The organism is Cupriavidus sp. DB3, assembly GCF_020418465.1.
In the GTDB taxonomy this organism is placed as follows: Bacteria; Pseudomonadota; Gammaproteobacteria; order Burkholderiales; family Burkholderiaceae; genus Cupriavidus; species Cupriavidus cauae.
Genome location: NZ_JAIZPL010000007.1, coordinates 91,239 through 113,907, shown reverse-complemented (window position 1 = coordinate 113,907; position 22,669 = coordinate 91,239). Strand labels below are relative to the sequence as shown.

Here is a 22,669-nt window from a genome sequence, read left to right as displayed (position 1 = left end):
GCCGATGCGTTGATCCACTTGGTGTTTGCCCGGGTAGGCAGGGTTGCCGGTGTGCTTCGGCGGCCAATTCGTATCCGGTACAATCCCGCTATTCGAAATCTCGAAAACCATACCAGCTATGACACAGATTACCGGCAGCATCGTCGCCATCGTGACGCCGATGCAGGAGGATGGCAGCCTGGATTACGCCGCGCTGCGCAGCCTGATCGACTGGCACGTCGCCGAAGGCACCGATGGCATCGTGATCGTCGGTACCACGGGGGAATCGCCCACGGTGTCGGTCGAGGAGCATTGCGAGCTGATCCGGGTCGCGGTCGAGCAGGCCGCCAAACGCATCCCCATCATCGCCGGGACCGGCGGCAACTCGACCCGCGAGGCGATCGAGCTGACCGCCTTCGCCAAGCAGGTCGGCGCCGATGCGTCGCTGCAGGTCGTGCCCTACTACAACAAGCCGACGCAGGAAGGGATGTACCGGCATTTCCGCACCATCGCGGAAGCGGTCGATCTGCCGGTGCTGCTGTACAACGTGCCGGGACGCACTGTCGCCGACATGAGCAACGACACCATCCTGCGCCTGGCCCAGGTGCCGGGCGTGGTCGGCGTCAAGGAGGCCACCGGCAATATCGACCGCGCGGCCCAGCTGATCAAGGACGCGCCGGAAGGCTTTGCCATCTACAGCGGCGACGATCCCACCGCGGTCGCGCTGATGCTGCTGGGCGGCCACGGCAATATCTCGGTGACCGCCAACGTGGCCCCGCGCAAGATGCACGAGCTGTGCGTCGCGGCGCTCAAGGGCGATGCGATCACCGCCCGCCGCCTCCATATGGAGTTGATCGCGCTGAACAAGGCGCTGTTCATCGAGGCCAACCCGATCCCCGTCAAGTGGGCGCTGCAACAGATGGGCAAGATGGCCGGCGGCATCCGCCTGCCGCTGACGCCGCTGTCGCCCGAGCACCACGAGACCGTGCGCCGCGCGCTGGCCGGCGCCGGGCTGCTCGCCTGATCGATCCGATTTTTCTTTCGCGCCAAGCGGTCATTCCCTTCACTAGGATTGCGTGTCAATGAAACTCAAGCTTAACCGCCATGGCGTGCCGCAAGGCCGCCGTGCCGCCCTGGTCTTGCCGCTGCTCGCGCTCGGCATGACCGCTGGCTGCAGCACCGTCAACGACATGATGCAGGCCGACAAGATCGACTACAAGTCGGCCGCCGCGGCCAAGCGCACCTCGACGCTCGAGGTGCCGCCGGACCTGACCAAGCTCGACGGCGATCGCCGCTATTCGGTCCCCGAGCAGGCCGGCGCGACGTTGTCCGGCTACCAGCAGGCCACCAGCACCCAGCCCAAGGTCGCCGGCACCAACGTGCTGCCGTCGGCGGAAGGCATCCGCGTCGAACGCGACGGCAACCAGCGCTGGCTCGTCATCAGCAACGGCATGGCGCCCGACCAGCTGTGGCAGACCATGCGCGAGTTCTGGCAGGAGAACGGCTTCCTGCTGGTACAGGACTCGCCCGAGACCGGCATCATGGAAACGGACTGGGCCGAGAACCGCGCCAAGATTCCGCAGGACTTCATCCGCAACACGATCGGCAAGGTGTTCGACAGCCTGTATTCGACCTCGGAGCGCGACAAGTTCCGCAGCCGGGTCGAGAAGGGCCAGAACGGCAACCTGGAAGTCTTCATCAGCCATCGCGGCGCCAAGGAAGAGCTGACCGGCCTGGACAAGTCGCAGACGGTGTGGACTCCGCGCCCGGCCGATCCCGAGCTGGAAGCCGAATTCCTGTCCCGCCTGGCGCAGCGGCTGGGCGTGCAGAAGGAACAGGCCGACCGCATGGCGAAGAACGGCACGCTGCCCGCACCGGCGGGCGCCGCCAAGCCGGCCGCACCGGCCGACGCCGGCGCCGGCAAGACGGCGGCGGCCGCCGCTTCGGCGACCTATCTGACGCAGGTCAACGGCGCGCAGGCGCTGCAGCTACCCGAGCCGTTCGACCGCGCCTGGCGCTCGGTCGGCCTCGCGCTGGACCGCGTCAACTTCACGGTGGAAGACCGCGACCGCGGCCAGGGCCTGTACTACGTCCGTTATGTCGACACGCGCGACACGGTCAACGACAACCGCGGCTTCTTCTCCAAGCTGTTCACGCGCAGCGGTGGCGATGCCGCCCGTCAGGCGAAGAAGTACCGCGTGGCGCTGAAGGGCAGCGGTTCGGGCACCACCGTGACCGTGCTGAACGACGCCGGCCAACCGGAGTCGACCGAGATCGCCAAGCGCATCCTGACGCTGCTCGACGAGCAGCTGCATTGAACGCTGCATTGAGCGCTGCATTGAGCCCGGCATTGCACGGACCCGCGATGCCGGGTGCTCGCGCTGCGGTCCGGCCCACCGCCGCGGTTCCGCCCGGCATGGGGTGGGCGCGGCGATGATGCGGTTCGGCTTTCTCGGCAGCGGCAGCGAGGGCAATTCGCTGCTGATCGAATCCCGTGATGGCGCCAGCGTGACCCGCGTGCTGCTCGACTGCGGCTTCGGCCTGCGCGAGACCGCGCGGCGGCTCGAGCGGCTGGGCGTCACGCCCGACGGGCTCGACGCGGTGCTGGTTACCCACGAACACGGCGACCATATCGGCTCGGCCTACGCCTTTGCCGCCCGGCATGGGCTGCCGGTCTTCACCACGCATGGCACCTGGCTGGCGACCTCGCATCTGCGCGGCGCCGACAAGGCCGATGTGCGGGTGATCGGCGCCGACTACGCGTTCGAGATCGGCAACCTGCAGGTGCTGCCTTACACCGTGCCGCACGACGCGCGCGAGCCGGTGCAGTTCGTGCTGTCGGACGGCGATGCGCGGCTGGGCGTGCTGACCGACGCGGGAATGGAAACGCCTTACCTGGTGGCCCGTCTCGCCGGCGTCGACGCGCTGGTCCTCGAGTGCAATCACGATCGCGAGATGCTGCGCAACTCGGTGTATCCGCCATCGTTGAAACGGCGCATCGGTGGCGACTTCGGTCATCTGGCCAACGAGGTGGCCGCCGCGATCCTGGCGCGCGTCGCGCACAGCGGCCTTGGCCGCGTGGTGGCGGCCCATCTGAGTCAGCAGAACAATACGCCGGCCCTGGCGACCGGCGCGCTGGCAGCGGCGCTCGGCACGGTGGCCGACGATATCCTGGTGGCGGATCAGTACGAAGGTCTGGGCTGGCAGACGGTGAAGGGATGAATCAGTACGAACGGCCGGCCGGCAGGCGGTGAAGGGATGAATCGGACGCGATAAATGGCCAGGCCCCGGACGTGCAATCCCTGCCTGGCGAGCGCCCATAAAAAAACCGGCCCGAAGGCCGGTTTTTTTCGTTCGGGCGAACGCTTACTTGGCTTCTGCAGCCGAAGCGTCAGCGGCCGGAGCCGAAGCGTCAGCAGCCGGGGCCGAAGCGTCGGCAGCCGGAGCAGCAGCGGTGTCAGCAGCCGGAGCCGAAGCTTCGGTAGCCGGAGCGGTAGCAGCCGGAGCAGCGGTGTCAGCTGCGGGAGCGGCTTCTTCCTTCTTGCCGCAAGCGGCGACGGCAACAGCAGCCAGCAGGGAAGCGATCAGGAGAGACTTCTTCATTGTTCGTCCTTTAACTTGTAATAGAAAGAAAAACAGGCGATGAATAATTACCGGTAATTATCGCTCGTGAACTTCAATTTAATGGCTCTCCCCGGTGCCGTAAATGCATTGGTCCACAGTACGAGCCAGCTGGCGATTATATCCACGTTTTCCCGGCTTGTGTAGCGCCGTCATTTGCTGACCACACTGTTACGCATTATTACACCGCGGCCGGCGCGAGCTGCAGCCAGCCCTCCAGGGTCCAATGGTGAAATGTCTCCATCAGCTCCGGCAGCTCCGCGCATTGGCCGACCTCGGCGGCGGTCAAATGGCGCCGATCGGCCAGCCGCCGCAGCCAGCCGGCCAGTTCGCCGGGGACCTCGTAAGCTTCGCCATTGAGGAAGAAATGGCTGCGGTCGTATAGCGCGATCGAAGCCGGCGCCAACACAATGCCGTGCGTTCTTGCCAGTTTCGCGTATTTTCCCGCGGCGATTTGCGGAACCTCGGCGAACTCCACGCCGGGCTTCGGTTCGGACAGATGGGTGCCGATAAACTCGGACACCATGTCATTGGACCAGCGCAACGCCTGCAGCCGTTGCGCAACGGTTCGGGCGAGATCCGCGGGCAGTTGCGCGGGACGCGATGTGGCCGCTTGTCCGGGATCGGCATAACGTCCGGACAGCGCCTCGTTGTCCTCCACGGTTTCCGACAGCCACGCCAGAAAATGCCCCGCCAGCTCGCGGTAGGCCGGCGCGCGGAAACCGATCGAGCAGGTCATGCACTCGCCCTCGGCGACGCCGTCGTGGGCGTATTGCGGCGGCAGGTACAGCATGTCGCCGGGCTCGAGCACGAACTCCTGTTCCGCTTCGAATTCGGCCAGTATCTTTAAAGGAAGATCCGGCACCAGCTCGAGCCGGTCTTGCGACGAGATGCGCCAGCGGCGCCGGCCCGAAACTTGCAGCAGGAACACGTCATAGGAGTCGAAGTGCGGGCCGACACCGCCGCCGTCGGTGGCATAGCTGACCATCACGTCGTCCAGGCGCGCATCCGGGATGAAGCGGAATTGCCCCATCAGCGCGGCCGCCGCGCTATTGTGGAGATTCACGCCCTGGACCAGCAGCGTCCATTGGCGCGCCTTGGTCGATGGCAGATTGTCGGCGGCAAAGGGGCCGTGCGCCAGTTTCCAGCGGTTGCGGAAGTGGGTGACCAGCCGCGATTCGACGTCGTCGCGGTCGGCCAGCTCGAAAAGCGCTTCCCGCGAGACAGGGGGCACGATATCGGAGATGGCTTGTCGAACCAGCAGGGGTTTGCGGTGCCAGATATCACGCATGAATGCGGCGGGCGTCATGCCCCCGAGCAGCTGAAGTGGCGCATCCGGATCCACCGGGCCGCGGGGCAGGGCCTGCGCGTATAATGCGGAATCGTTCATGGAGTGAAGAATTGAAAATCGCGAAGAACACGGTTGTGTCCGTGGTGTACAAGCTGTCGGATGCGCAGGGCAATCTGATCGAAGAATCGGATGAGCCGATGGTCTACTTGCACGGCGGCTATGATGGCACGTTCCCCAAGATCGAGGAAGCACTCGACGGTCATGCCGCAGGCTTCGAGACGCAGTTGCAGCTCGAGCCCGAGGACGCCTTCGGCGACTACGACGCCGAACTGGTCAAGGTCGAGCCGCGCGATCGTTTTCCCGAACCGCTCGAAGTCGGCATGCAGTTCGAAGGCGTGCCCGAGGACGGCGACGAAGAGGATTCGGTGATCTATACCGTCACCGACGTCGCCGAGGACAAGGTGGTGCTCGACGGCAACCATCCGCTGGCCGGCATGGCGCTGCGTTTCTGGCTGAAGGTCTCCGAGGTCCGCGAAGCGACCGCCGAGGAAGTCGAGCATGGCCACGCGCATGGCGCATCGGGCATCGAAGTGGTCGACGAGGACGAGGACGACGACAGCCCGCGCACGCTGCACTGATCGACGTATGCATCCATCGAACGGAAAAGCCGGCATTGCCGGCTTTTTCGCTTTCTGGGCTCGATAGTGGTAAGCAGGCTAGTTCTTGCCTGCGCCGTCCTGCAGCGCAACCGAAAACAGCGAACGCGAATCCGGCGAGATCGTCAGCTCGGTCCACTGCTTCGGCGAGCCCACCGGCAGCGCGACGCGCGTGAAGCTGCGGATCGTCTTGCCCTTGGCATCGCGCAGCGGCGTATCGATGCCGAAGCCGCCGATGCTGCTGTGGATCAGCAGCACCTGCCCGCGATAGTCGCTGACCAGCTCGCGCAGCTGCCGCTTGAATTCGAGATAGCCATCGCGCTGGCGATGGCGCAGAAAACCGTCGAGCAGCGTCGGCTTGCCGCGCTTCTCCCATCCGTTGCCGAACTGCGGGTCGCCGTGGATCACCAGCACGATGCCATCGAGCGATTCCTGCTCGGCGGCCGAGAACGCGCGCGCCAGCCATTGCCGGTTGGCCTCGCGGCGGTCTTCGAATTCTCCGTTGCGCCCCGCCTCGGTGCGATAGTGGTTGTTGTCGTCGGGCACGTTCATGCCGACCAGCAGCGCCTTGCCCGCCGTCCAGCGGACGTTCTCGCGATAGCTGCGAAACTTGGCCTGGTCCGATTGCCGGATCAGCCGGAGCCTGCGCTGGCCCAGCGAATCGTCGTCCGGAAAGGCCAGCTCGCGCAGCCGCGCCAGCCGCTCGTCGGGATCGAAGCTGCCATTGACCGCCTGCTCGCATTCGGCCCAGTCGGTTTCGCCCGGGATATAGACCAGCGGCAGCGGCGACTGGTCCAGCAGCCGCAGCCGGCCGGCCAGCATCGCATCGGCGCACGACTCGGTGTCGCCCTTGATGCCGCCGGCATGGATCACGAAGGCGAGCTTGCGTTGCGCGAGGTTGTCCAGCAGTTGCTGCGTCGGTGCCTCGGCGTCGGGCCATTGCGGCAGGTCGGCGATCAGCGCGATGCGTACGAGCCGCGAGTCGGCGGCCTTGCCGCTCGCTTTGTCACCGGTCTTGCCGCCAGGCTTGCCTTCCGCCGACAGCGCCTTGGCCGCGACCGGCAGCACGGTGGCGGCGCTCTGCGTGGCCCACGCGCCCAGCAGCGCCGCCGCCAGCCCGAGGGCCAGCAGCGGTCGGCACCACGGTGCCCGGCGGCGCGCGCTTGCCATCGTCATGCCGGCTGCCCGGATTCCTCGGCCAGCGCCTTGAGCCGGTACAGCGCGTCGAGCGCCTGCCGCGGCGTCATGCTGTCGGGGTCGAGATCGCGCATCGCCTCGCCGAGCGCATCGTTGGCGGGGGCGAGGGAAGCGGGGCCATTGTGGCGGCCATCGTCGCCGTCATCGTCCGCATCGGGCACGGTCGGCGCCGCGAACAGATCCAGTTGGGGCGTCGGCGTGGCGTCGGTCGATTGCTGCTCGAGCCAGGCCAGATGCTTGCGCGCCGCGCGGATGACCGGCTGCGGCACGCCCGCCAGCTGCGCGACCTGCAGGCCGTAGCTCTGGCTGGCCGGGCCGTCCTGCACGGCGTGCAGGAAGACGATGCCGTCGCCGTGCTCGACCGCGGACAGGTGCACGTTGGCCGCCTGCGGAAACTCCTGCGGCAGCTGCGTCAGCTCGAAATAGTGCGTGGCGAACAGCGTGTGGCTGCGGTTGTGCGCCAGCAGATGACGGGCGATGGCCCACGCCAGCGCGAGTCCGTCGAAGGTCGAGGTGCCGCGGCCGATCTCGTCCATCAGCACCAGGCTGTGCGGCGTCGCATTGTGCAGGATCGCGGCCGCCTCGGTCATCTCCACCATGAAGGTCGAGCGGCCGCCGGCCAGATCGTCGGCGGCGCCGATGCGCGTGAAGATCCGGTCGATCGGCCCGACGGTCGCGCGCCGCGCCGGCACGTAGGCACCGACGCAGGCCAGCAGCACGATCAGCGCGGTCTGCCGCATGAAGGTCGATTTACCGCCCATGTTCGGGCCGGTGATCAGCAGCAGCTTGCGCGCCTCGGTCAGGTGACAGTCGTTGGCGATGAACGGCGTCGACTCCGCGGCCAGCTGGCCCTCGACCACCGGATGGCGGCCCTGCACGATGTCGATCACGTTCTCGTCGACGCGCTCGGGACACGACCAGTCCAGCGTGCGGGCGCGTTCGGCGAGGGCGGCCAGCACGTCCAGGCGCGACAGTGCCGCCGCGACCCGGCGCAGCTCGCCGATATGCGGCAACAGCAGTTGCAGCAGTGCTTCGTACAGCTGCTTCTCGCGCGCCAGCGCGCGGTCCTGCGCCGACAGCGCCTTGTCCTCGAAGGCCTTCAGCTCCGGCGTGATATAGCGCTCGGCGTTCTTCAGCGTCTGGCGCCGGCGATAGTCGTCGGGCACCTTGTCGGCTTGCCCGTTGGTGACTTCGATATAGAAGCCGTGCACGCGGTTGTATTCGACGCGCAGGTTGGCGATGCCGGTGCGCGTGCGCTCGCGCGCCTCCAGGTCGATCAGGAACTGGCCGCAGTTCTCCGAGATGTCGCGCAGCTCGTCGAGCGCGGCGTCGTAGCCGCGGGCGATCACGCCGCCATCGCGCACGGCTGTCGACGGCTCCGGCGCGATCGCGCGCGACAGCAGGTCCAGGCACTCCTGCGGCACCGCCAGCTCGGTCAGCGTCTGCGCCAGCAGCGGGGCGGTGTCGTCCGGCGCCACGCAGGCCTGCACGTCCGGCAGCGCCGCGAGCGTATCCCTGAGGGACGACAGGTCGCGCGGACGCGCGCTCAGCAGCGCCAGCCGGGCGGTGATGCGCTCGACATCGGCGAGCCGGCGCAGGCGGGCGCGCAGCGTATCGAGATCCTGCGCCAGCAGCGCGCCGATGGCCTGCTGCCGCGCCTGCGGAATCGCGCGTTCGCGCAAGGGATGGTGGAGCCAATGGCGCAGCAGCCGGCTGCCCATTGCCGTGGCACAGGTATCGAGCAGCGAGAACAGCGTCGGCGATTCGCCGCCGCGCAGCGTCTCGGTCAGTTCGAGATTGCGGCGCGTGGCGGTGTCCAGGCCCACGAACTCGGTTTCATGCTCGACCGTGACGCCCTGCACATGGCGCAGCGATTGGCCCTGCGTGCTGGCCGCGTAGTTCAGCAGCGCGCCGGCCGCGCCGAGCGCCGCGCCCAGCGCGCGGCAGCCAAACGGATCGAGACTGGCGACGCCCAGTTGCTCGCGCAGGCGGCGCGCGCCGGCGTCCTGATCGAAGTGCCACTCGGGCAGCCGGGTACGCGCGCACGGATGCGCGGGCAGTTCGATGCCATCGGTGTGCAGCAACTCGGCGGGGCGGATGCGTTCGAGTTCGCGCGCCAGTTGCGCGGCCTCGCATTCCATCAGCCGCAGCTCGCCGCTGGCCAGGTTCAGCCAGGCCAGCCCGGTCTTGCTGACGCCCCGCCGCGTGGTCTGCTGGTGCACCGCCATCAGGAAGGTATCGGCCTTGTCGGGCAGCAGCGCCGCGTCGGTCAGCGTGCCGGGCGTGACGATGCGGACGACCTTGCGCTCGACCGGTCCCTTGCTCGTGGCCGGATCGCCGATCTGCTCGCAGATCGCGACCGATTCGCCGAGCTTGACCAGCCGGGCCAGGTATTGATCGACCGAATGAAAGGGAATGCCGGCCATGCGGATCGGCACACCGTTGGAGCTGCCGCGCGCGGTCAGCGTGATATCGAGCAGCCGAGCGGCCTTCTCGGCGTCGTCGTGGAACAGCTCGTAGAAATCGCCCATCCGGTAGAACAGCAAGGTGTCCGGATGGTCCGCCTTGATGCGCAAATACTGCTGCATCATCGGCGTGTGTTTTTCCGTGGCACCAGCCGATGCGCTGGCGGCCGCGGTAGTTGGCAGGTCTTCGGACATGCAATCCTCTCGGCGGGCCGCTGCGCATGGGCAGCGGCCGGGTTCGGAGCGTGCGCGAGGCCGTGGGCATCGGACGCAAACGCGCATTTTACTGCGCGTTGCGGCGGGGTACGGAGAGGAATTGGATGAAAAAGGGGGGAGGGCGCCGCGATGGGTTGGGCGCTTCCCCGCCCCTCAGGCGGCCGGGCCGCCGTTATCCAGCGAGTACGGCGTCAGCAGGCGCACCATCTGCGCGAAGGCCTTCGGGTTGCCGGCCAGCACCTCGCCCTGTTCGAGCTGGCGCGCTTCGCCCGCGTAGTTGCCGACCAGGCCGCCGGCTTCGGTGATCAGGAGCATGCCGGCCGCCATGTCCCAGGGCTTCAGGCCGGTCTCGAAGAAGCCGTCCAGGCGGCCGCAGGCGACATAGGCCAGGTCCAGCGCGGCGGCGCCCGGGCGGCGCAGGCCGGCGCAGCTGCGCGTCATCAGCGCGAACACTTCGACATAGGCCTCGAGGCCGTCCAGATCGCGGAACGGGAAGCCGGTGCCGATCAGGCAGTCGGCCAGCTTGTCGCGGCGGCTGACGCGGATGCGGCGGTTGTTCAGGAAGGCGCCGGCGCCCTTGGTGGCGGTAAACAGCTCGTCGCGGGTCGGGTCGTAGACCACCGCCTGCACCGGCGAACCCTTGTGCAGCTGGGCGATCGACACGCAGTACTGCGGGAAGCCGTGGATGAAATTGGTGGTGCCGTCGAGCGGGTCGATCACCCAGGTGTACTCGTGGCCTTCCTCGTCCTCGCGCCAGGACTGGCCGGACTCTTCCGCTAGAATGCCGTGTTCCGGGTAGGCGGTGCGGATGATCTCGATGATCGCGGCCTCGGCGGCGCGGTCGACCTCGGTGACGAAATCGTTGTGCTGCTTGCGGGAAACCCGCAGGAGATCCACGTCCATCGACGCGCGGTTGATGATGGAACCCGCCTTGCGAGCGGCCTTGATGGCGATATTGAGCATCGGATGCATGAATCTCTCCAGCCGCCGAAAAGCGGGCAGCGCTGCGGACGGCATGGCGCGCGCGGCTCCCGGCGGACAACACAACGGATTGTAGAAGAACGGGCGCGTCGACCTTGTCTCCGCTGGCCGGCATCGAAGCCTTGGCCAGGGCGGCGGAGCGGCGCGCCAAATAAATTGGAACCCTGCATTGTATAGGAACCCGGCAATGGACACGAGCGAGCACGCAAACGCAGCCCCAGGCGCGCCACAGACCGCCCTGGACGCCGCCTTTGCCCGCGTGCGCTTCGTGCTGGTCGAAACCAGCCATCCCGGCAACGTCGGCTCGGTGGCGCGCGCCATCAAGACCATGGGCTTCGGCGCCCGGCCCGGCACGCTGGTGCTGGTGTCGCCGCGGGAGCCGGCGGTGCGCGAGCATCCGGAGGCCGTCGCGCTGGCCAGCGGTGCCGACGACGTGCTGCGCGCCGCCCGCGTGGTCGACGATCTGGAAACGGCGCTGGCGGGCGCCTCCTATACCGTCGCGATGACGGCGCGCCAGCGCGAGTTCGGGCCGCCGCGGCTGCTGCCGCGCGAGGCGACGGCGCGGGCGCGCGGGCATCTGCTGGCGGCCGCGGCCGGCTTCGGCTCGGCATCCACCGCCGAAGCCACCCTGGAACGCACCCAGGGATCGACCCAGGGATCCACCCAGGAACCCACCGCGGAATTCAGCCCCGAAGCGGCCGATGTCGCCTTCGTCTTCGGCAACGAACGCTTCGGCTTGCCCAACGAGGCCGTCGACCGCTGCTCGGTGGTGACCCATATCCCCGCCAATCCCGCCTACGCCTCGTTGAATCTTGCCCAGGCCGTGCAGCTGATCGCCTACGAGATGCGGCTGGCGTTGCTGCAGGACCGCGCGGCGCCGCCGAGCGATATCGGCTATGCTGGGCAGGCCGCCACGGCCGAGCAGATCGAGGCGATGTTCGCGCATCTGCAGCAGGGCCTGGAGGCGATCGGCTTTCTCGATCCGGCCCATCCGAAGAAGCTGATGCCGCGACTGCGCCGGCTGTTCGCGCGCAGCGGGCTGGAGCAGGAGGAGGTCAATCTGCTGCGCGGCATCGCCAAGCAGATGGCGCTGGCCGGGCGCGGGCCGCGCAGCGGCGAACGCAGTGACGACCGCGGCGGTGTCGGCAGTGACCACCGCAGTGGCGACAGCATGGAGACATGACCTTGGCGCGAATTGCCGCCTGCTTCTGCTGCATCGGTCCCTGGTGCATCGAACCCTGGCGCACCGAAGCGCTTCACGCACGTCGCGAGCGGGCCGGCCGTCCGTCGCTCGTGCGACGCGAGCGCGCCATCCGCACCGCTGCCCACGCTGCCCACGCCTTCCACCGCGAGCGATGTTGACGCCCGCGCCGCGCACGCCCGGGCTTCCCCCGCGCGTGTCGACGTAGCGGCGGGGCAGGTGCGGCGCCCGATGCCCATGACGGCATCAGGGTGCCAAATCTCTTACACTCCCTGCTTCCGTTTCCCCAGGGCCTTGCCCGGACACGACCCCGGCGGCATGCGCGCTCCGATGGCGCGCGGCACGGCGGGGCAATCGCACACGACCAAGATGTTCTCTCGCCTCAAGGAAGATATCGACACCATCATGCAGCGCGACCCCGCCGCGCGCAGCCGGCTGGAGGTGCTGACGTGTTACCCGGGCCTGCATGCCGTGGTGTTTCATCGCTTCGCGCACGCCTGCTGGAATGCGGGGATGCATTGGCTGGGCCGCTGGATCTCGCACTGGTCGCGCTTCCTGACCGGCATCGAGATCCACCCGGCCGTCAAGATGGGCCGGCGCGTGTTCATCGATCACGGCATGGGCGTGGTGATCGGCGAGACCGCCGAGATCGGCGACGACTGCACGATCTATCAGGGCGTGACGCTCGGCGGCACCTCGCTGTACAAGGGCCAGAAGCGGCATCCGACGCTGGGCACCGGCGTGGTGGTCAGCGCCGGCGCCAAGGTGCTGGGCGGCTTCACCATCGGCGATGGCGCGCGCGTGGGCTCCAATGCCGTGGTGCTCAAGCCGGTGCCGCCGGGCGCCACCGCGGTGGGCGTGCCGGCCCGCATCATCCTGCCGGACGCGCCGACTTCGCAGCAGGGCGCGCGGCAGGAGTTCTCCGCTTACGGCATCACGCCGAATGCCGACGATCCGGTGTCGCTGGCGCTCAAGAGCCTGATCGACCATGCGGCCAGCCAGCAGGAAAAGCTCGAGGCGGTGCAGGCCGCATTGGACCGGCTCGGCGAGCATCTGGAGAACACGCCGAACGATCGCTTCGATGCCAGCGAACTGCGCAAGCTGATGAAGTAACGCGATGGCGTGAACGAGGAAGGGCGGAGGTGCGGCCGCGTCGGCCTTTGCCTGCGCCGCGATCAATCGAGCTGCGGCAATTCGCGAAAGCCCTCGGCATCGAGCTGCAATGCCGCCGCGCGCGGATGCGGACCATCGAGGTCCCAGTCGGTCAGCACCCAGCGCAGGCCATGCGGCTCGTCATGCCGGGCCGGCCGGTGCGTGTGTCCATGCACCATCGCCGCCGTGCCGCTGTCGCGCAGCAGCGCCGCGACCGCGGCCGGCGCGACATCGCCATAGTCGCGCGGCGGCCCGGGGCGCTGGCGGCCCGCCTCGCTGTCGCTGCGCAGCTTGCGCGCGATACCCAGGCGCCACGACAGCGGCAGCGCCAGGAATAGCCGCTGGATCCAGGGTTTGCGCGTCCAGTGGCGGAAGCGCATATAGCGCGTGTCGTTTGTGCACAGCATGTCGCCATGGGTCAGTACCACGCGATGGCCCGCGCAATCGATCACGGTCGGATCGGGCAGCAGCGTCGCGCCGGCCTCGCGCGCAAAGCGCGGGCCGAGCAGGAAGTCGCGATTGCCGTGCATCAGATAGACCGGCACGCCACGCGCGGCCAGGCGCGCCAGCGCCGCGGCGACGGCGCGCGGAAACGGTGCCTCGCTTTCCTCGTCGCCGATCCAGAATTCGAAGAAGTCGCCGAGGATGAAGAGCGTGCGCGCCTGTTCGGCGGCGCGTTCGAGCACGCGTTCGAAGGCCGCCAGCGTGCGCGGCATCCCCGGGGTCAGATGCAGGTCGGAAATGAACCACGCCGGCGCTTCCACCGCGAGGGTGGAGGCAGCCGGCGTGCTGGCGGCAGGGCTCATCGATTGGGAACGATTTCCATGGGCGAGGGCATGCCGCCGTGATTGGCGCGGGCGCAGCGCACGTGTTGTGCCGCGTGCCGTGCCGCGCGCTGTGCCGAGTAAATCCAGTGCACGATTACTCGAGCACCACCGCCTTCTCGATCACGACGTCCTCGAGCGGCACGTCCTGATGGAAGCCGGCGCTGCCGGTACGCACGCCCTTGATCTTGTCGACCACATCGGTGCCTTCGACGACCTTGCCGAACACCGCATAGCCGAAGCCCTGCGGCGTCGGCGAGGTGAAGTTCAGGAAGTCGTTGTCGACCACGTTGATGAAGAACTGCGCGGTGGCCGAGTGCGGCGCATTGGTGCGCGCCATCGCCACGGTGTAGCGGTCGTTCTTCAGGCCGTTGCCGGCCTCGTTGTCGATCGGATCGTCGGTGGGCTTCTGCTTCATGCCCGGCTCGAAGCCGCCGCCCTGGATCATGAAGTTCTTGATGACGCGGTGGAAGATCGTGTTGTCGTAGTGACCCTTGCGGACATACGACAGGAAGTTCTCCACCGTCTTGGGCGCCTTGTCGGCGTCGAGTTCGATGACGATGGCGCCGTGATTCGTTTGGAGCTGGACCTTGGACATGGCTTTCCTCTGTTACTTGACGATGGTGGCCGACTCGATGACGATCGGCGTGGCTGGCACATTGCGCATGGGGCCGTAGGCGGTGGTAGGCGTCTTCTTGATGCGGTCGACGGTATCCATGCCTTCGACCACCTTGCCGAATACGGCATAGCCGTTACCGTCCGGCTGCGGATAGTCGAGACTCGGATTATCTACCACATTGATGAAGAACTGCGCCGTGGCGGAGTTCGGATCGCCAGTGCGGGCCATGGCCACGGTGCCGGCCTTGTTCTTCAGGCCGTTCTGCGCCTCCAGCGGAATCGGCGCGCGCGTCGGCTTCTGCTTCATGTCGCGGTCGAAGCCGCCGCCCTGCACCATGAAGCCGTTGATCACCCGGTGGAAGATCGTGCCGCTGTAGAAGCCGCTGTTCACGTATTCCAGGAAGTTGGCGACGGTCTTCGGCGCGGCCTCGGGATAGACCTCGATGGTGAAGTTGCCGGCGCTGGTGGCAAAGCGCACGCGCTCCGCAGTCGTGGCGGGGGCGGAGGCCGGCGCCTGCGCGTGGGCCGCACCGTAGCTCAGGGTGCCGGCCATCAGCGCGGCCAGCATGGCGCCGAGGGCGCCGCGTCGGGTCAGGGACATGGGGATCTCCAGGGAGTGGGCGAGGGCGATCGGCGGATACCGGCGGTCGATGGACGCGCCGTCCCGGCAGTCGCCCCGCATGGATAACGATCACGCCCGCTCGCTACGCCTTGCACAGCGCAGGGCGCGAGCGGGGCAGTGCTGCGGACCGGTCAGTCCAGGTCTTCGCGATCCGGGCCGGGCGGCCGGGGCAGCGGCGGCGCCGCGACCGGTGCCTGGGGCTCGGCGGCGGGCTGGCGCGTACGCGGCTGCGGGCTGGCGGGCGGATTTGCCGACGTATTGGCCGGCGCCTTGGTGCCGACCGCGGCCAGGCCGCTGCGGGCGCGCGCATCGCCGGGATTGCGCTTGAGCGCTTCGGCGTAGGAGCGCTCGGCGAGCTGGCGATAGACGTCGCCCAGATTGGTATAGCCGATCGCAAAGCCGGGCTTGGCTTCGAGCGCCGCCAGCAGCTCGGCCTCGGCGCGCTTCAGATCGCCCCGGCGCGCATAGATCAGCGCCAGATTGTTGTGCGGCTCGGGCAGTTCGGGATATTCCTGTGCGATCTCGTGGAAGGCCTGCACCGCCTCGTCCTCGCGTCCGGCCTGCGACAGCGCCCACGCACGCTCGAAGCGGGCCTGCACATTGCGCGGGTTGGCGGCGATCACACGGTCGAAGCGTTCGATCGCCTCGGCATAGCGGCGCTGCTGCGCGGCCTTCTCGGCCTCGGCCATGCCCGGATCGCCGGAGGGCTGGAAGCCCTTCGCGCCGGCCGTGCCGCCGCCGGGAAAGCCGACGGATTGCGCCAGGGCCGGCGCGGCGGGCAGGGCGCACAGCAGCGCGGCAGCGCTCGCCACGGCGATGGCGCACGCGCGCACGCTGCGTACGGTGGCTGCGGCGGCGCGCCGCCGCACGGTCATGATGCCGGGCGTGACGTGATGCATGGCGTCGGTCGCGACGTTGGGCAATGGCAAGCTCATGTAGGTGCGGTCCTTTATACTTCGCGGCATTCTAGCAAAGCGCGGCATCGACGCCGACGCGCGAAGGCTTCCGGTAAGATATGGCCTCGCTCGGCGAACCGATGTCCACGCCGCCGCGGCACTGGTCGAGACGCATCGCCCGGTCACGCTGTCCGGCAAGTCGACCGATGCGCGGCCGGCCAGTCGGCACGGTCTCGCGCGCGGCAGGCGCCACGCATTCTCTTCGAACACCTCGTTTCATGCATCCACTGAACATCTACAACACGCTCGCGCGCGAGAAACAGCCCTTCGTGCCCATCGAACCCGGCAAGGTCCGCATGTATGTCTGCGGCATGACGGTGTACGACTACTGCCACGTCGGGCATGCGCGCGTGATGGTGGTGTTCGACATGGTGCAGCGCTGGCTGCGCGCCGCGGGCTACGAGGTCACCTATGTGCAGAACATCACCGACATCGACGACAAGATCATCCGCCGCGCCGCCGAGAACGGCGAGACCATCGGCGAGCTGACCGAGCGGTTCATCGGCTATATGCACGAGGACGCGGCCGCGCTGGGCATCCAGCGCCCGGACCACGAGCCACGCGCGACGCAATACGTGCCGCAGATGCTCGACATCATCGGCAAGCTCGAAGCGAAGGGCCTGGCCTATCAGGCCAGCGACGGCGACGTCAATTACGCGGTGCGCAAGTTCGCCGGCTACGGCAAGCTGTCGGGCAAGTCGCTGGAGGACCTGCGCGCCGGCGAGCGCGTGGCGGCCAACGATGCCAAGCACGACCCGCTCGACTTCGTGCTGTGGAAGTCGGCCAAGGACAGCGAACCGGCCGAAAGCAAGTGGTCGTCGAAGTGGGGCATGGGCCGTCCGGGCTGGCATATCGAATGCTCGGCGATGAGCTGCGCGCTGCTGGGCGAGCATTTCGACATCCATGGCGGCGGGGCCGACCTGCAGTTCCCGCACCACGAGAACGAGATCGCGCAGTCGGAAGGCGCCAGCGGCAAGCCCTTCGTCAACGTATGGATGCATAACGGCTTCGTGCGCATCAACGACGAGAAGATGTCGAAGTCGCTCGGCAACTTCTTCACGATCCGCGAGGTGCTCAAGCAGTACGACGCCGAGGTCGTGCGCTTCTTCATCCTGCGCGCGCACTACCGCAGCCCGCTGAACTACAGCGACGCGCACCTGGACGACGCGCGCCACGGCCTGACCCGTCTCTACACGGCGCTCAAGGACGTGCAGCCCGACACGCAGCCGCTCGATTGGGACGAGCCGCACGCGCGCCGCTTCGCCGAGGCGATGGGCGACGACTTCAATACGCCGATCGCGGTCTCGGTGCTGTTCGACCTGGCCGGCGAAGTCAATCGCAGCGGCTCCCCCGCCGCGGCACGGCAATTGAAAGGCCTGGCCGCGACGCTCGGCCTGCTCGGGCGCGACGCGCACGCCTTCCTGCAGGGCGGCGCCGACGCGGCCGGCATCGCGCCGGAGCAGATCGAGGAGCGCATCGCCGCGCGCAAGCAGGCCAAGGCCGAGCGCAATTTCGCCGAGGCCGACCGCATCCGCGCCGAGCTGCTCGAGGCCGGCATCGTGCTCGAGGACAAGCCGGGCGGCGTGACCGAATGGAGGCGTGCTTGAACGCTGCCGTGCGCAAGACGCCCGGCACGGCGGCCAAGGCCGCCAAGCCGGCGCGGCCCACCGGAGAGCCGGCCCTGAAGGTGACCAAGGCGGCCAAGGCGACCAAGGCAGCGAAGGTCGCCAAGGCGCCGGCCGCCGGCGGCGTGGCCGCGCCCAAGGCCCGCACCGTCACCAAGGCCGACGGCAAGCCGGTCCTGAAGACCGCGCGCGCCGCCAAGGCAACGCTGCCCGAGGCCGCGGCGATCCCGCTGCCGGTCGAGACGGTCGAGGGCGCGGTCCGTCCCGCCTACTGGGACGAGGCCTGCGCCGACCTGATGAAGCGCGACCGCATCCTGCGCAAGATGATCCCGACCTACGGGCCGGCCCATCTGATTTCGCGCGGCGACCCCTTCATCACGCTGGCCCGTTCGATCGTCGGCCAGCAGATCTCGGTCAAGGCCGCGCAATCGGTGTGGGACCGGCTGGCCGCCGCCTGCCCGAAGCTGACGCCGGCGCAGCTGCTGCGGGCCGGCGTCGACAAGCTGGCCGCCTGCGGCCTGTCGCGCCGCAAGGCCGAGTACATCGTCGATCTCGCCGAGCACTTCAAGGCGGGGCGGGTCCATGTCGACAAATGGGCCGAGATGGACGACGAGGCGGTCATTGCCGAGTTGACGCAGATCCGCGGCATCGGCCGCTGGACCGCCGAGATGTTCCTGATGTTCAACCTGATGCGGCCGAACGTGCTGCCGCTGGACGACATCGGCCTGATCAACGCGATCTCGGCCAACTATTTCAGCGGCGAACCGGTCACGCGCAGCGAGGCGCGCGAGGTCGCCGCCAACTGGGAGCCATGGCGCACCGTGGCGACCTGGTACATGTGGCGCAGCCTTGATCCGCTGCCTGTCACTTACTAGTCTGGCATTCGATAGCCGGGGCACGAAAGTGCTCCTTTCACCATCTTCACGCGGCGCATGCGGCGCATCCGGCGCGATTTCAGCGCCCGGAGCGCAAGGAAATTCCGGTAGAATGCGCCCCTTCACAGACAGGTACGTGTGATTCAATGAAAACCACCTTCCTGGATTTCGAACAGCCGATCGCCGAACTCGAGGCAAAAATCGAAGAACTGCGCTTCGTGCAGGACGACTCGGCCGTCGACATTTCCGAAGAGATTTCGCGGCTGGCCGGCAAGAGCCAGCAGCTGACCAAGGACATCTACGCCAACCTGACCCCGTGGCAGGTGGCCCAGATCGCGCGCCATCCCCAGCGTCCCTACACGCTGGACTACGTGCGCGAGATCTTCACCGACTTCCACGAACTGCATGGCGACCGCGCCTTCGCCGACGATCTGTCGATCGTGGGCGGGCTGGCCCGCTTCAACGGCCAGGCCTGCATGGTGATCGGCCACCAGAAGGGCCGGGACACCAAGGAGCGCGCGCTGCGCAACTTCGGCATGTCCAAGCCCGAGGGCTATCGCAAGGCCAAGCGGCTGATGGAACTGGCCGACAAGTTCGGCCTGCCGATCTTCACCTTCGTCGACACGCCGGGCGCCTTCCCGGGCATCGACGCCGAGGAGCGCGGCCAGTCGGAGGCGATCGGCCACAACCTGTACGTGATGGCCGGCCTGAAGGTGCCCCTGATCGCCACCATCATCGGTGAGGGCGGTTCGGGTGGCGCGCTGGCGATCGCCGTGGGCGACGTGGTGCAGATGCTGCAATTCGCCACCTATGCGGTGATCTCGCCGGAAGGCTGCGCGTCGATCCTGTGGAAGACCGCCGAGAAGGCGCCCGAGGCCGCCGAGGCGCTGGGCCTGACCGCGCATCGCCTGAAGGCGCTGGGCCTGATCGACAAGATCGTCAACGAGCCGCTGGGCGGCGCGCACCGCGATCCGAAGGCCATGGCCGCGATGCTCAAGCGTTCGCTGGCCGAGTCGCTGCGCCAGTTCCAGGGCATCAGCGTCAAGGAACTGCAGGCGCGCCGCCACGAGCGCCTGATGGCCTATGGCAAGTTCAAGGAAACCGGCGCACAAGGCTGATCCCGCCGCGCCCGATTTGCGCGACCCGACCGCCACGCTGACCGACAAGGTCGCACAGGCCCTGCAGGCCGGTGCGGCCTTTGTCGTTTCCGGGGCCGGCCAACATGGCCCGCGCGCGGTGGCGGTGGCGCTGTCGGGCGGCCGCGATTCGGTCGCGCTGCTGCATGCCACGCGCGCCGCGCTTGCCGCCACCCGTGTCGGCGAGGCCGGGCCGGCGCCCCTGCTGGCGCTGCATGTCCACCACGGCCTGCAGGCCCAGGCCGACGAATGGGACCGCTTCTGCGCCGGGTTGTGCCAGGACTGGCGTGTCGAATACCGAGCCGCCCGGGTCACGGTCGTTCCCGCGCACGGAGAAGGGCTCGAAGCCGCCGCCCGCCGCGTTCGCTACCAGGCGCTGACCGAGCTCTGCGAGCAGCACAACGTCGGCTGGCTGCTGTTCGGCCACCATCTGGACGACCAGGTCGAAACGGTGCTGATGCGGCTGTTCCGCGGCAGCGGCGTGCATGGCCTGGCCGGCATGCCGGCGCTGCGGCGCCTGGCCGAACGCCGCGACATCGCGCTGCTGCGGCCGTGGCTCGAGATCGAACGGCGCGACATCGAGGCCTATTGCGACGCGCACGGCCTGCGCTGGATCGACGACCCCTCCAACGACGACACCCGCTTCGCCCGCAACGCGCTGCGCCAGCAGTTGCCCGGATTGCTCGCCGCCTTCCCGGCGCTGCGCGCCAACGTCGCCCAGGCCGCCGCGCATCTGGCCGAAGCCGCCCACGCGCTCGATGCGCTGGCGGCGCGGCATCTGGCGACGCTGGCGCATCCCGGGCGCGACGCCGCCACGCTCGCCGAACTCGATCTCGACGGCCTGCGCGCCCTGCCGGCCGCGCAGGGCGATGCCGTGCTGCGGCTGTGGCTGCGCGACCTCGGCGTGCGCGCACCGTCGGTGGCCCGGCTGGCGGCGATGCGGGCGCAACTGATCGACCATCACGGCGGCGAACCGGCGCTGCCGCATGACGGCCTGGTGCTGCGGCGTTTCCGCTCCCGTGTGCTGGCCTGCATACCGTCGGGTGCCCCGCCGACGGAGGCGGTCGCGCTGCAGTGGGGCGGGCAGGGCCGACTGCCGGTTCCCGCCTGGCGCGGCGAGCTGCGCTTCACGCGCGACGACACCTTCGGCGTGCCCGAGGCCGTGCTGCGGCAGCCGCTGACGCTGGGGCCCCGCACCGGCGGCGAGCGCATCGTGCTGCGGCCGGGCGGCCCCGCCCGGGCGCTGAAGCAGGCGTATCAGGAGGCGGCCGTGCCGGCCTGGCGCCGTCCCTATCTGCCGCTGCTGCGGGCGGGAGAGGCTGGGGGCACAGGGGAGCAGATCGTGCTGGCCGCCGGACTGGGCATGCACCGCCGCTGGCCCGACGCCGCGCCGGCCCCGCGTTGGCGGGTTGAATGGGAGGCCTGGGGTCCGGACGCAGCCGGGCCGCCGCAGTGACCGGTGCATAACCCCGGCCCCCATGGCCCAGCCCGGGGCCCATGGCCCGGCCTCAGGCCCGGAACTCAGGCCTGGAACTCAGGCCTGGAACTCAGGCCCGGCGCTCGGGCTCCCGCCCTCATGGGACGGCCCTCATTGGGGCGGCTCATGGCAGCGGTCCCCGCGGCGCCCGCCACGCCGCCTACCGCACGAGACGTCGCTCCGGCAAGGCTTGACAAGGCCAAACGCCCGCTATTCCGCCTTGCCGGGCGCCGGTGCTTGGTGTATTTTCAGTGGTTTTGCACAATCGCTGGCGTCGACAAGAAGATGGCTCTCATCGTTCACAAATACGGCGGCACTTCGATGGGTTCCACGGAACGCATCAAGAATGTCGCCAAGCGCGTGGCCAAGTGGCACCGCGCCGGTCACCGCGTAGTCGTGGTGCCTTCGGCCATGTCGGGCGAGACCAATCGCCTGCTGGGACTCGCCAAGGAGATTTCGCCGCAGCCGGACCCGCGCGAGCTCGACATGCTGGCCTCGACCGGCGAGCAGGCCAGCGTCGCGCTGCTGGCCATCGCGCTGCACGGCGAGGGCATCGACGCGATCAGCTATACCGGCTGGCAGGTCCCGGTCAAGACAGACTCGTCATACACCAAGGCACGCATCGAGTCGATCGACGATGAGCGCATCCTGGGCGATCTCGACGCGGGCCGCGTGGTGATCGTCACCGGCTTCCAGGGCATCGACGCGCTGGGCAACATCACCACGCTTGGCCGCGGCGGCTCGGATACCTCGGCCGTCGCCATCGCCGCCGCGATCGAGGCCGACGAGTGCCTGATCTATACGGACGTGGACGGGGTCTACACCACCGACCCGCGCGTGGTCGAAGACGCGCGCCGGCTGGACCGCATCACCTTCGAGGAAATGCTGGAAATGGCCAGCCTCGGTTCCAAGGTGCTGCAGATCCGCTCGGTGGAATTCGCCGGCAAATACCGCGTCAAGACGCGCGTGCTGTCGTCGCTGACCGACCCCCTGATGCCGCTCGAGCAGGAAATGCATTCGGGCACGCTGATTACTTTTGAGGAAGACCCTGACATGGAAGCAGCCGTCATCTCCGGCATCGCCTTTGCCCGTGACGAAGCCAAGATCACCGTTCTCGGCGTGCCCGACAAGCCCGGCATCGCCTACCAGATCCTGGGCCCGATCGCCGACGCCAATATCGACGTCGACATGATCATCCAGAACCAGTCCGTCGAGGGCAAGACCGACTTCACCTTCACCGTGCCGCGCGGCGACTACCAGCGCTCGCTGGCGATCCTGAACGACGCGGTCAAGGGCCATATCGGCGCGGCCAGCGTGTCGGGCGATCCGAAGGTGTCGAAGGTCTCGGTGGTCGGCGTGGGCATGCGCTCGCATGTCGGCATCGCCAGCAAGATGTTCCGCACGCTGTCGGAAGAGGGCATCAATATCCAGATGATCTCGACCTCGGAAATCAAGATCTCGGTGCTGATCGACGAGAAGTACATGGAGCTGGCCGTGCGCGCGCTGCACAAGGCGTTCGAGCTGGAACAGGCCTGAATTCCGGCGCATTCGCGCGCCGGCCCTGGCGAGGGCAGGCAAGTGCGGTGTCATCGATTCGTCGTTGACCAATTGCCACACCCTCGCTAGAATACGCGCTTCGTTGTGCGGCCTCCCTCGCACAACGCAAGTTTGGGAGACGTGGCCGAGAGGTCGAAGGCACTCCCCTGCTAAGGGAGCATCCGGGCCAAAACCTGGATCGAGGGTTCGAATCCCTCCGTCTCCGCCAGTACATCGGTAC

Annotated in this window: 20 protein-coding genes and 1 tRNA gene; 12 read left to right on the top strand and 9 right to left on the bottom strand. The window is 68.1% G+C overall.

The annotated features are described in order from the left end of the window. Positions 1 to 118: 118 nt before the first annotated feature. From dapA to K7G19_RS21475, 3 genes are all read left to right on the top strand, one after another. Positions 119 to 1,003, top strand: coding sequence for a 4-hydroxy-tetrahydrodipicolinate synthase (dapA, locus tag K7G19_RS21485; protein WP_149319276.1), 885 nt, complete (start codon positions 119 to 121; stop codon positions 1,001 to 1,003). A gap of 58 nt (positions 1,004 to 1,061) precedes the next feature. Continuing rightward, positions 1,062 to 2,297 carry an outer membrane protein assembly factor BamC gene (gene bamC, locus K7G19_RS21480; protein WP_149319275.1) on the top strand — a complete coding sequence of 412 codons (1,236 nt, stop codon included), beginning with the start codon at positions 1,062 to 1,064 and terminating at the stop codon, positions 2,295 to 2,297. Positions 2,298 to 2,412: 115 nt separating this feature from the next. Beyond that, positions 2,413 to 3,201 (top strand): MBL fold metallo-hydrolase, encoded by a 789-nt coding sequence (locus K7G19_RS21475; RefSeq protein WP_226109096.1) that lies wholly within the window; start codon positions 2,413 to 2,415, stop codon positions 3,199 to 3,201. Between the two features lie 144 nt (positions 3,202 to 3,345). Here the strand turns inward: K7G19_RS21475 and K7G19_RS21470 are convergent, their stop codons facing one another. Continuing rightward, on the bottom strand, positions 3,346 to 3,582 hold the full coding sequence (locus tag K7G19_RS21470) for a hypothetical protein (RefSeq protein ID WP_043437644.1): 237 nt from the start codon (positions 3,580 to 3,582) through the stop codon (positions 3,346 to 3,348). 199 nt (positions 3,583 to 3,781) lie between these two features. Continuing rightward, entirely contained in the window at positions 3,782 to 4,990 is a 1,209-nt protein-coding gene (locus K7G19_RS21465) for a cupin domain-containing protein (protein ID WP_317845723.1), read from the bottom strand. 11 nt (positions 4,991 to 5,001) lie between these two features. Between K7G19_RS21465 and K7G19_RS21460 the strand changes: the two genes are divergently transcribed. Continuing rightward, entirely contained in the window at positions 5,002 to 5,529 is a 528-nt protein-coding gene (locus tag K7G19_RS21460) for a peptidylprolyl isomerase (protein ID WP_006576455.1), read from the top strand. A 78-nt stretch (positions 5,530 to 5,607) separates the two neighbouring features. Here the strand turns inward: K7G19_RS21460 and K7G19_RS21455 are convergent, their stop codons facing one another. The 3 genes from K7G19_RS21455 to K7G19_RS21445 form a co-directional block, all read right to left on the bottom strand. Beyond that, on the bottom strand, positions 5,608 to 6,723 hold the full coding sequence (locus K7G19_RS21455) for a hypothetical protein (RefSeq protein ID WP_226109095.1): 1,116 nt from the start codon (positions 6,721 to 6,723) through the stop codon (positions 5,608 to 5,610). Beyond that, entirely contained in the window at positions 6,720 to 9,404 is a 2,685-nt protein-coding gene (mutS, locus tag K7G19_RS21450; protein ID WP_226109094.1) for a DNA mismatch repair protein MutS, read from the bottom strand. Before mutS ends, K7G19_RS21455 begins: the two co-directional genes overlap by 4 nt. Positions 9,405 to 9,578: 174 nt before the next feature. Next, on the bottom strand, positions 9,579 to 10,397 hold the full coding sequence (locus K7G19_RS21445; RefSeq protein WP_149319271.1) for an inositol monophosphatase family protein: 819 nt from the start codon (positions 10,395 to 10,397) through the stop codon (positions 9,579 to 9,581). A 196-nt stretch (positions 10,398 to 10,593) separates the two neighbouring features. Here K7G19_RS21445 and K7G19_RS21440 point away from each other — a divergent pair, with 196 nt between their 5' ends. Next, on the top strand, positions 10,594 to 11,589 hold the full coding sequence (locus K7G19_RS21440; protein ID WP_226109093.1) for an RNA methyltransferase: 996 nt from the start codon (positions 10,594 to 10,596) through the stop codon (positions 11,587 to 11,589). Between the two features lie 387 nt (positions 11,590 to 11,976). After that, positions 11,977 to 12,720 carry a serine O-acetyltransferase gene (gene cysE, locus K7G19_RS21435; protein WP_149319424.1) on the top strand — a complete coding sequence of 248 codons (744 nt, stop codon included), beginning with the start codon at positions 11,977 to 11,979 and terminating at the stop codon, positions 12,718 to 12,720. A gap of 62 nt (positions 12,721 to 12,782) precedes the next feature. On the opposite strand, the gene K7G19_RS21430 is transcribed toward cysE, so the two are convergent. From K7G19_RS21430 to K7G19_RS21415, 4 genes are all read right to left on the bottom strand, one after another. Then, a complete protein-coding gene (locus tag K7G19_RS21430) occupies positions 12,783 to 13,565 on the bottom strand; it encodes a UDP-2,3-diacylglucosamine diphosphatase (protein WP_149319268.1) in 783 nt (260 codons plus the stop codon). Between the two features lie 115 nt (positions 13,566 to 13,680). Beyond that, positions 13,681 to 14,181, bottom strand: coding sequence for a peptidylprolyl isomerase (locus K7G19_RS21425; protein WP_023264649.1), 501 nt, complete (start codon positions 14,179 to 14,181; stop codon positions 13,681 to 13,683). 12 nt (positions 14,182 to 14,193) lie between these two features. Beyond that, entirely contained in the window at positions 14,194 to 14,802 is a 609-nt protein-coding gene (locus K7G19_RS21420; RefSeq protein WP_283949977.1) for a peptidylprolyl isomerase, read from the bottom strand. Positions 14,803 to 14,954: 152 nt separating this feature from the next. Continuing rightward, positions 14,955 to 15,758, bottom strand: coding sequence for a tetratricopeptide repeat protein (locus K7G19_RS21415; protein WP_226109092.1), 804 nt, complete (start codon positions 15,756 to 15,758; stop codon positions 14,955 to 14,957). A gap of 239 nt (positions 15,759 to 15,997) precedes the next feature. Between K7G19_RS21415 and cysS the strand changes: the two genes are divergently transcribed. The 6 genes from cysS to K7G19_RS21385 all read left to right on the top strand — a co-directional run bounded on the left by cysS (position 15,998) and on the right by K7G19_RS21385 (position 22,657). Continuing rightward, entirely contained in the window at positions 15,998 to 17,386 is a 1,389-nt protein-coding gene (gene cysS / locus K7G19_RS21410) for a cysteine--tRNA ligase (RefSeq protein WP_226109091.1), read from the top strand. Then, entirely contained in the window at positions 17,371 to 18,279 is a 909-nt protein-coding gene (locus K7G19_RS21405; protein WP_149319264.1) for a DNA-3-methyladenine glycosylase, read from the top strand. The genes cysS and K7G19_RS21405 overlap by 16 nt, the downstream gene beginning before the upstream one ends. Positions 18,280 to 18,425: 146 nt before the next feature. Beyond that, positions 18,426 to 19,397 (top strand): acetyl-CoA carboxylase carboxyltransferase subunit alpha, encoded by a 972-nt coding sequence (locus K7G19_RS21400; RefSeq protein WP_023264370.1) that lies wholly within the window; start codon positions 18,426 to 18,428, stop codon positions 19,395 to 19,397. Continuing rightward, the gene (tilS, locus tag K7G19_RS21395; RefSeq protein ID WP_255650874.1) at positions 19,363 to 20,871 is read left to right on the top strand and encodes a tRNA lysidine(34) synthetase TilS; all 1,509 of its coding nucleotides are present in this window, start codon (positions 19,363 to 19,365) and stop codon (positions 20,869 to 20,871) included. Before K7G19_RS21400 ends, tilS begins: the two co-directional genes overlap by 35 nt. A 306-nt stretch (positions 20,872 to 21,177) precedes the next feature. Next, on the top strand, positions 21,178 to 22,428 hold the full coding sequence (locus K7G19_RS21390; RefSeq protein ID WP_149319263.1) for an aspartate kinase: 1,251 nt from the start codon (positions 21,178 to 21,180) through the stop codon (positions 22,426 to 22,428). 135 nt (positions 22,429 to 22,563) lie between these two features. Then, positions 22,564 to 22,657 (top strand) — tRNA-Ser (locus K7G19_RS21385). The last annotated feature ends 12 nt before the right edge of the window (positions 22,658 to 22,669 follow it).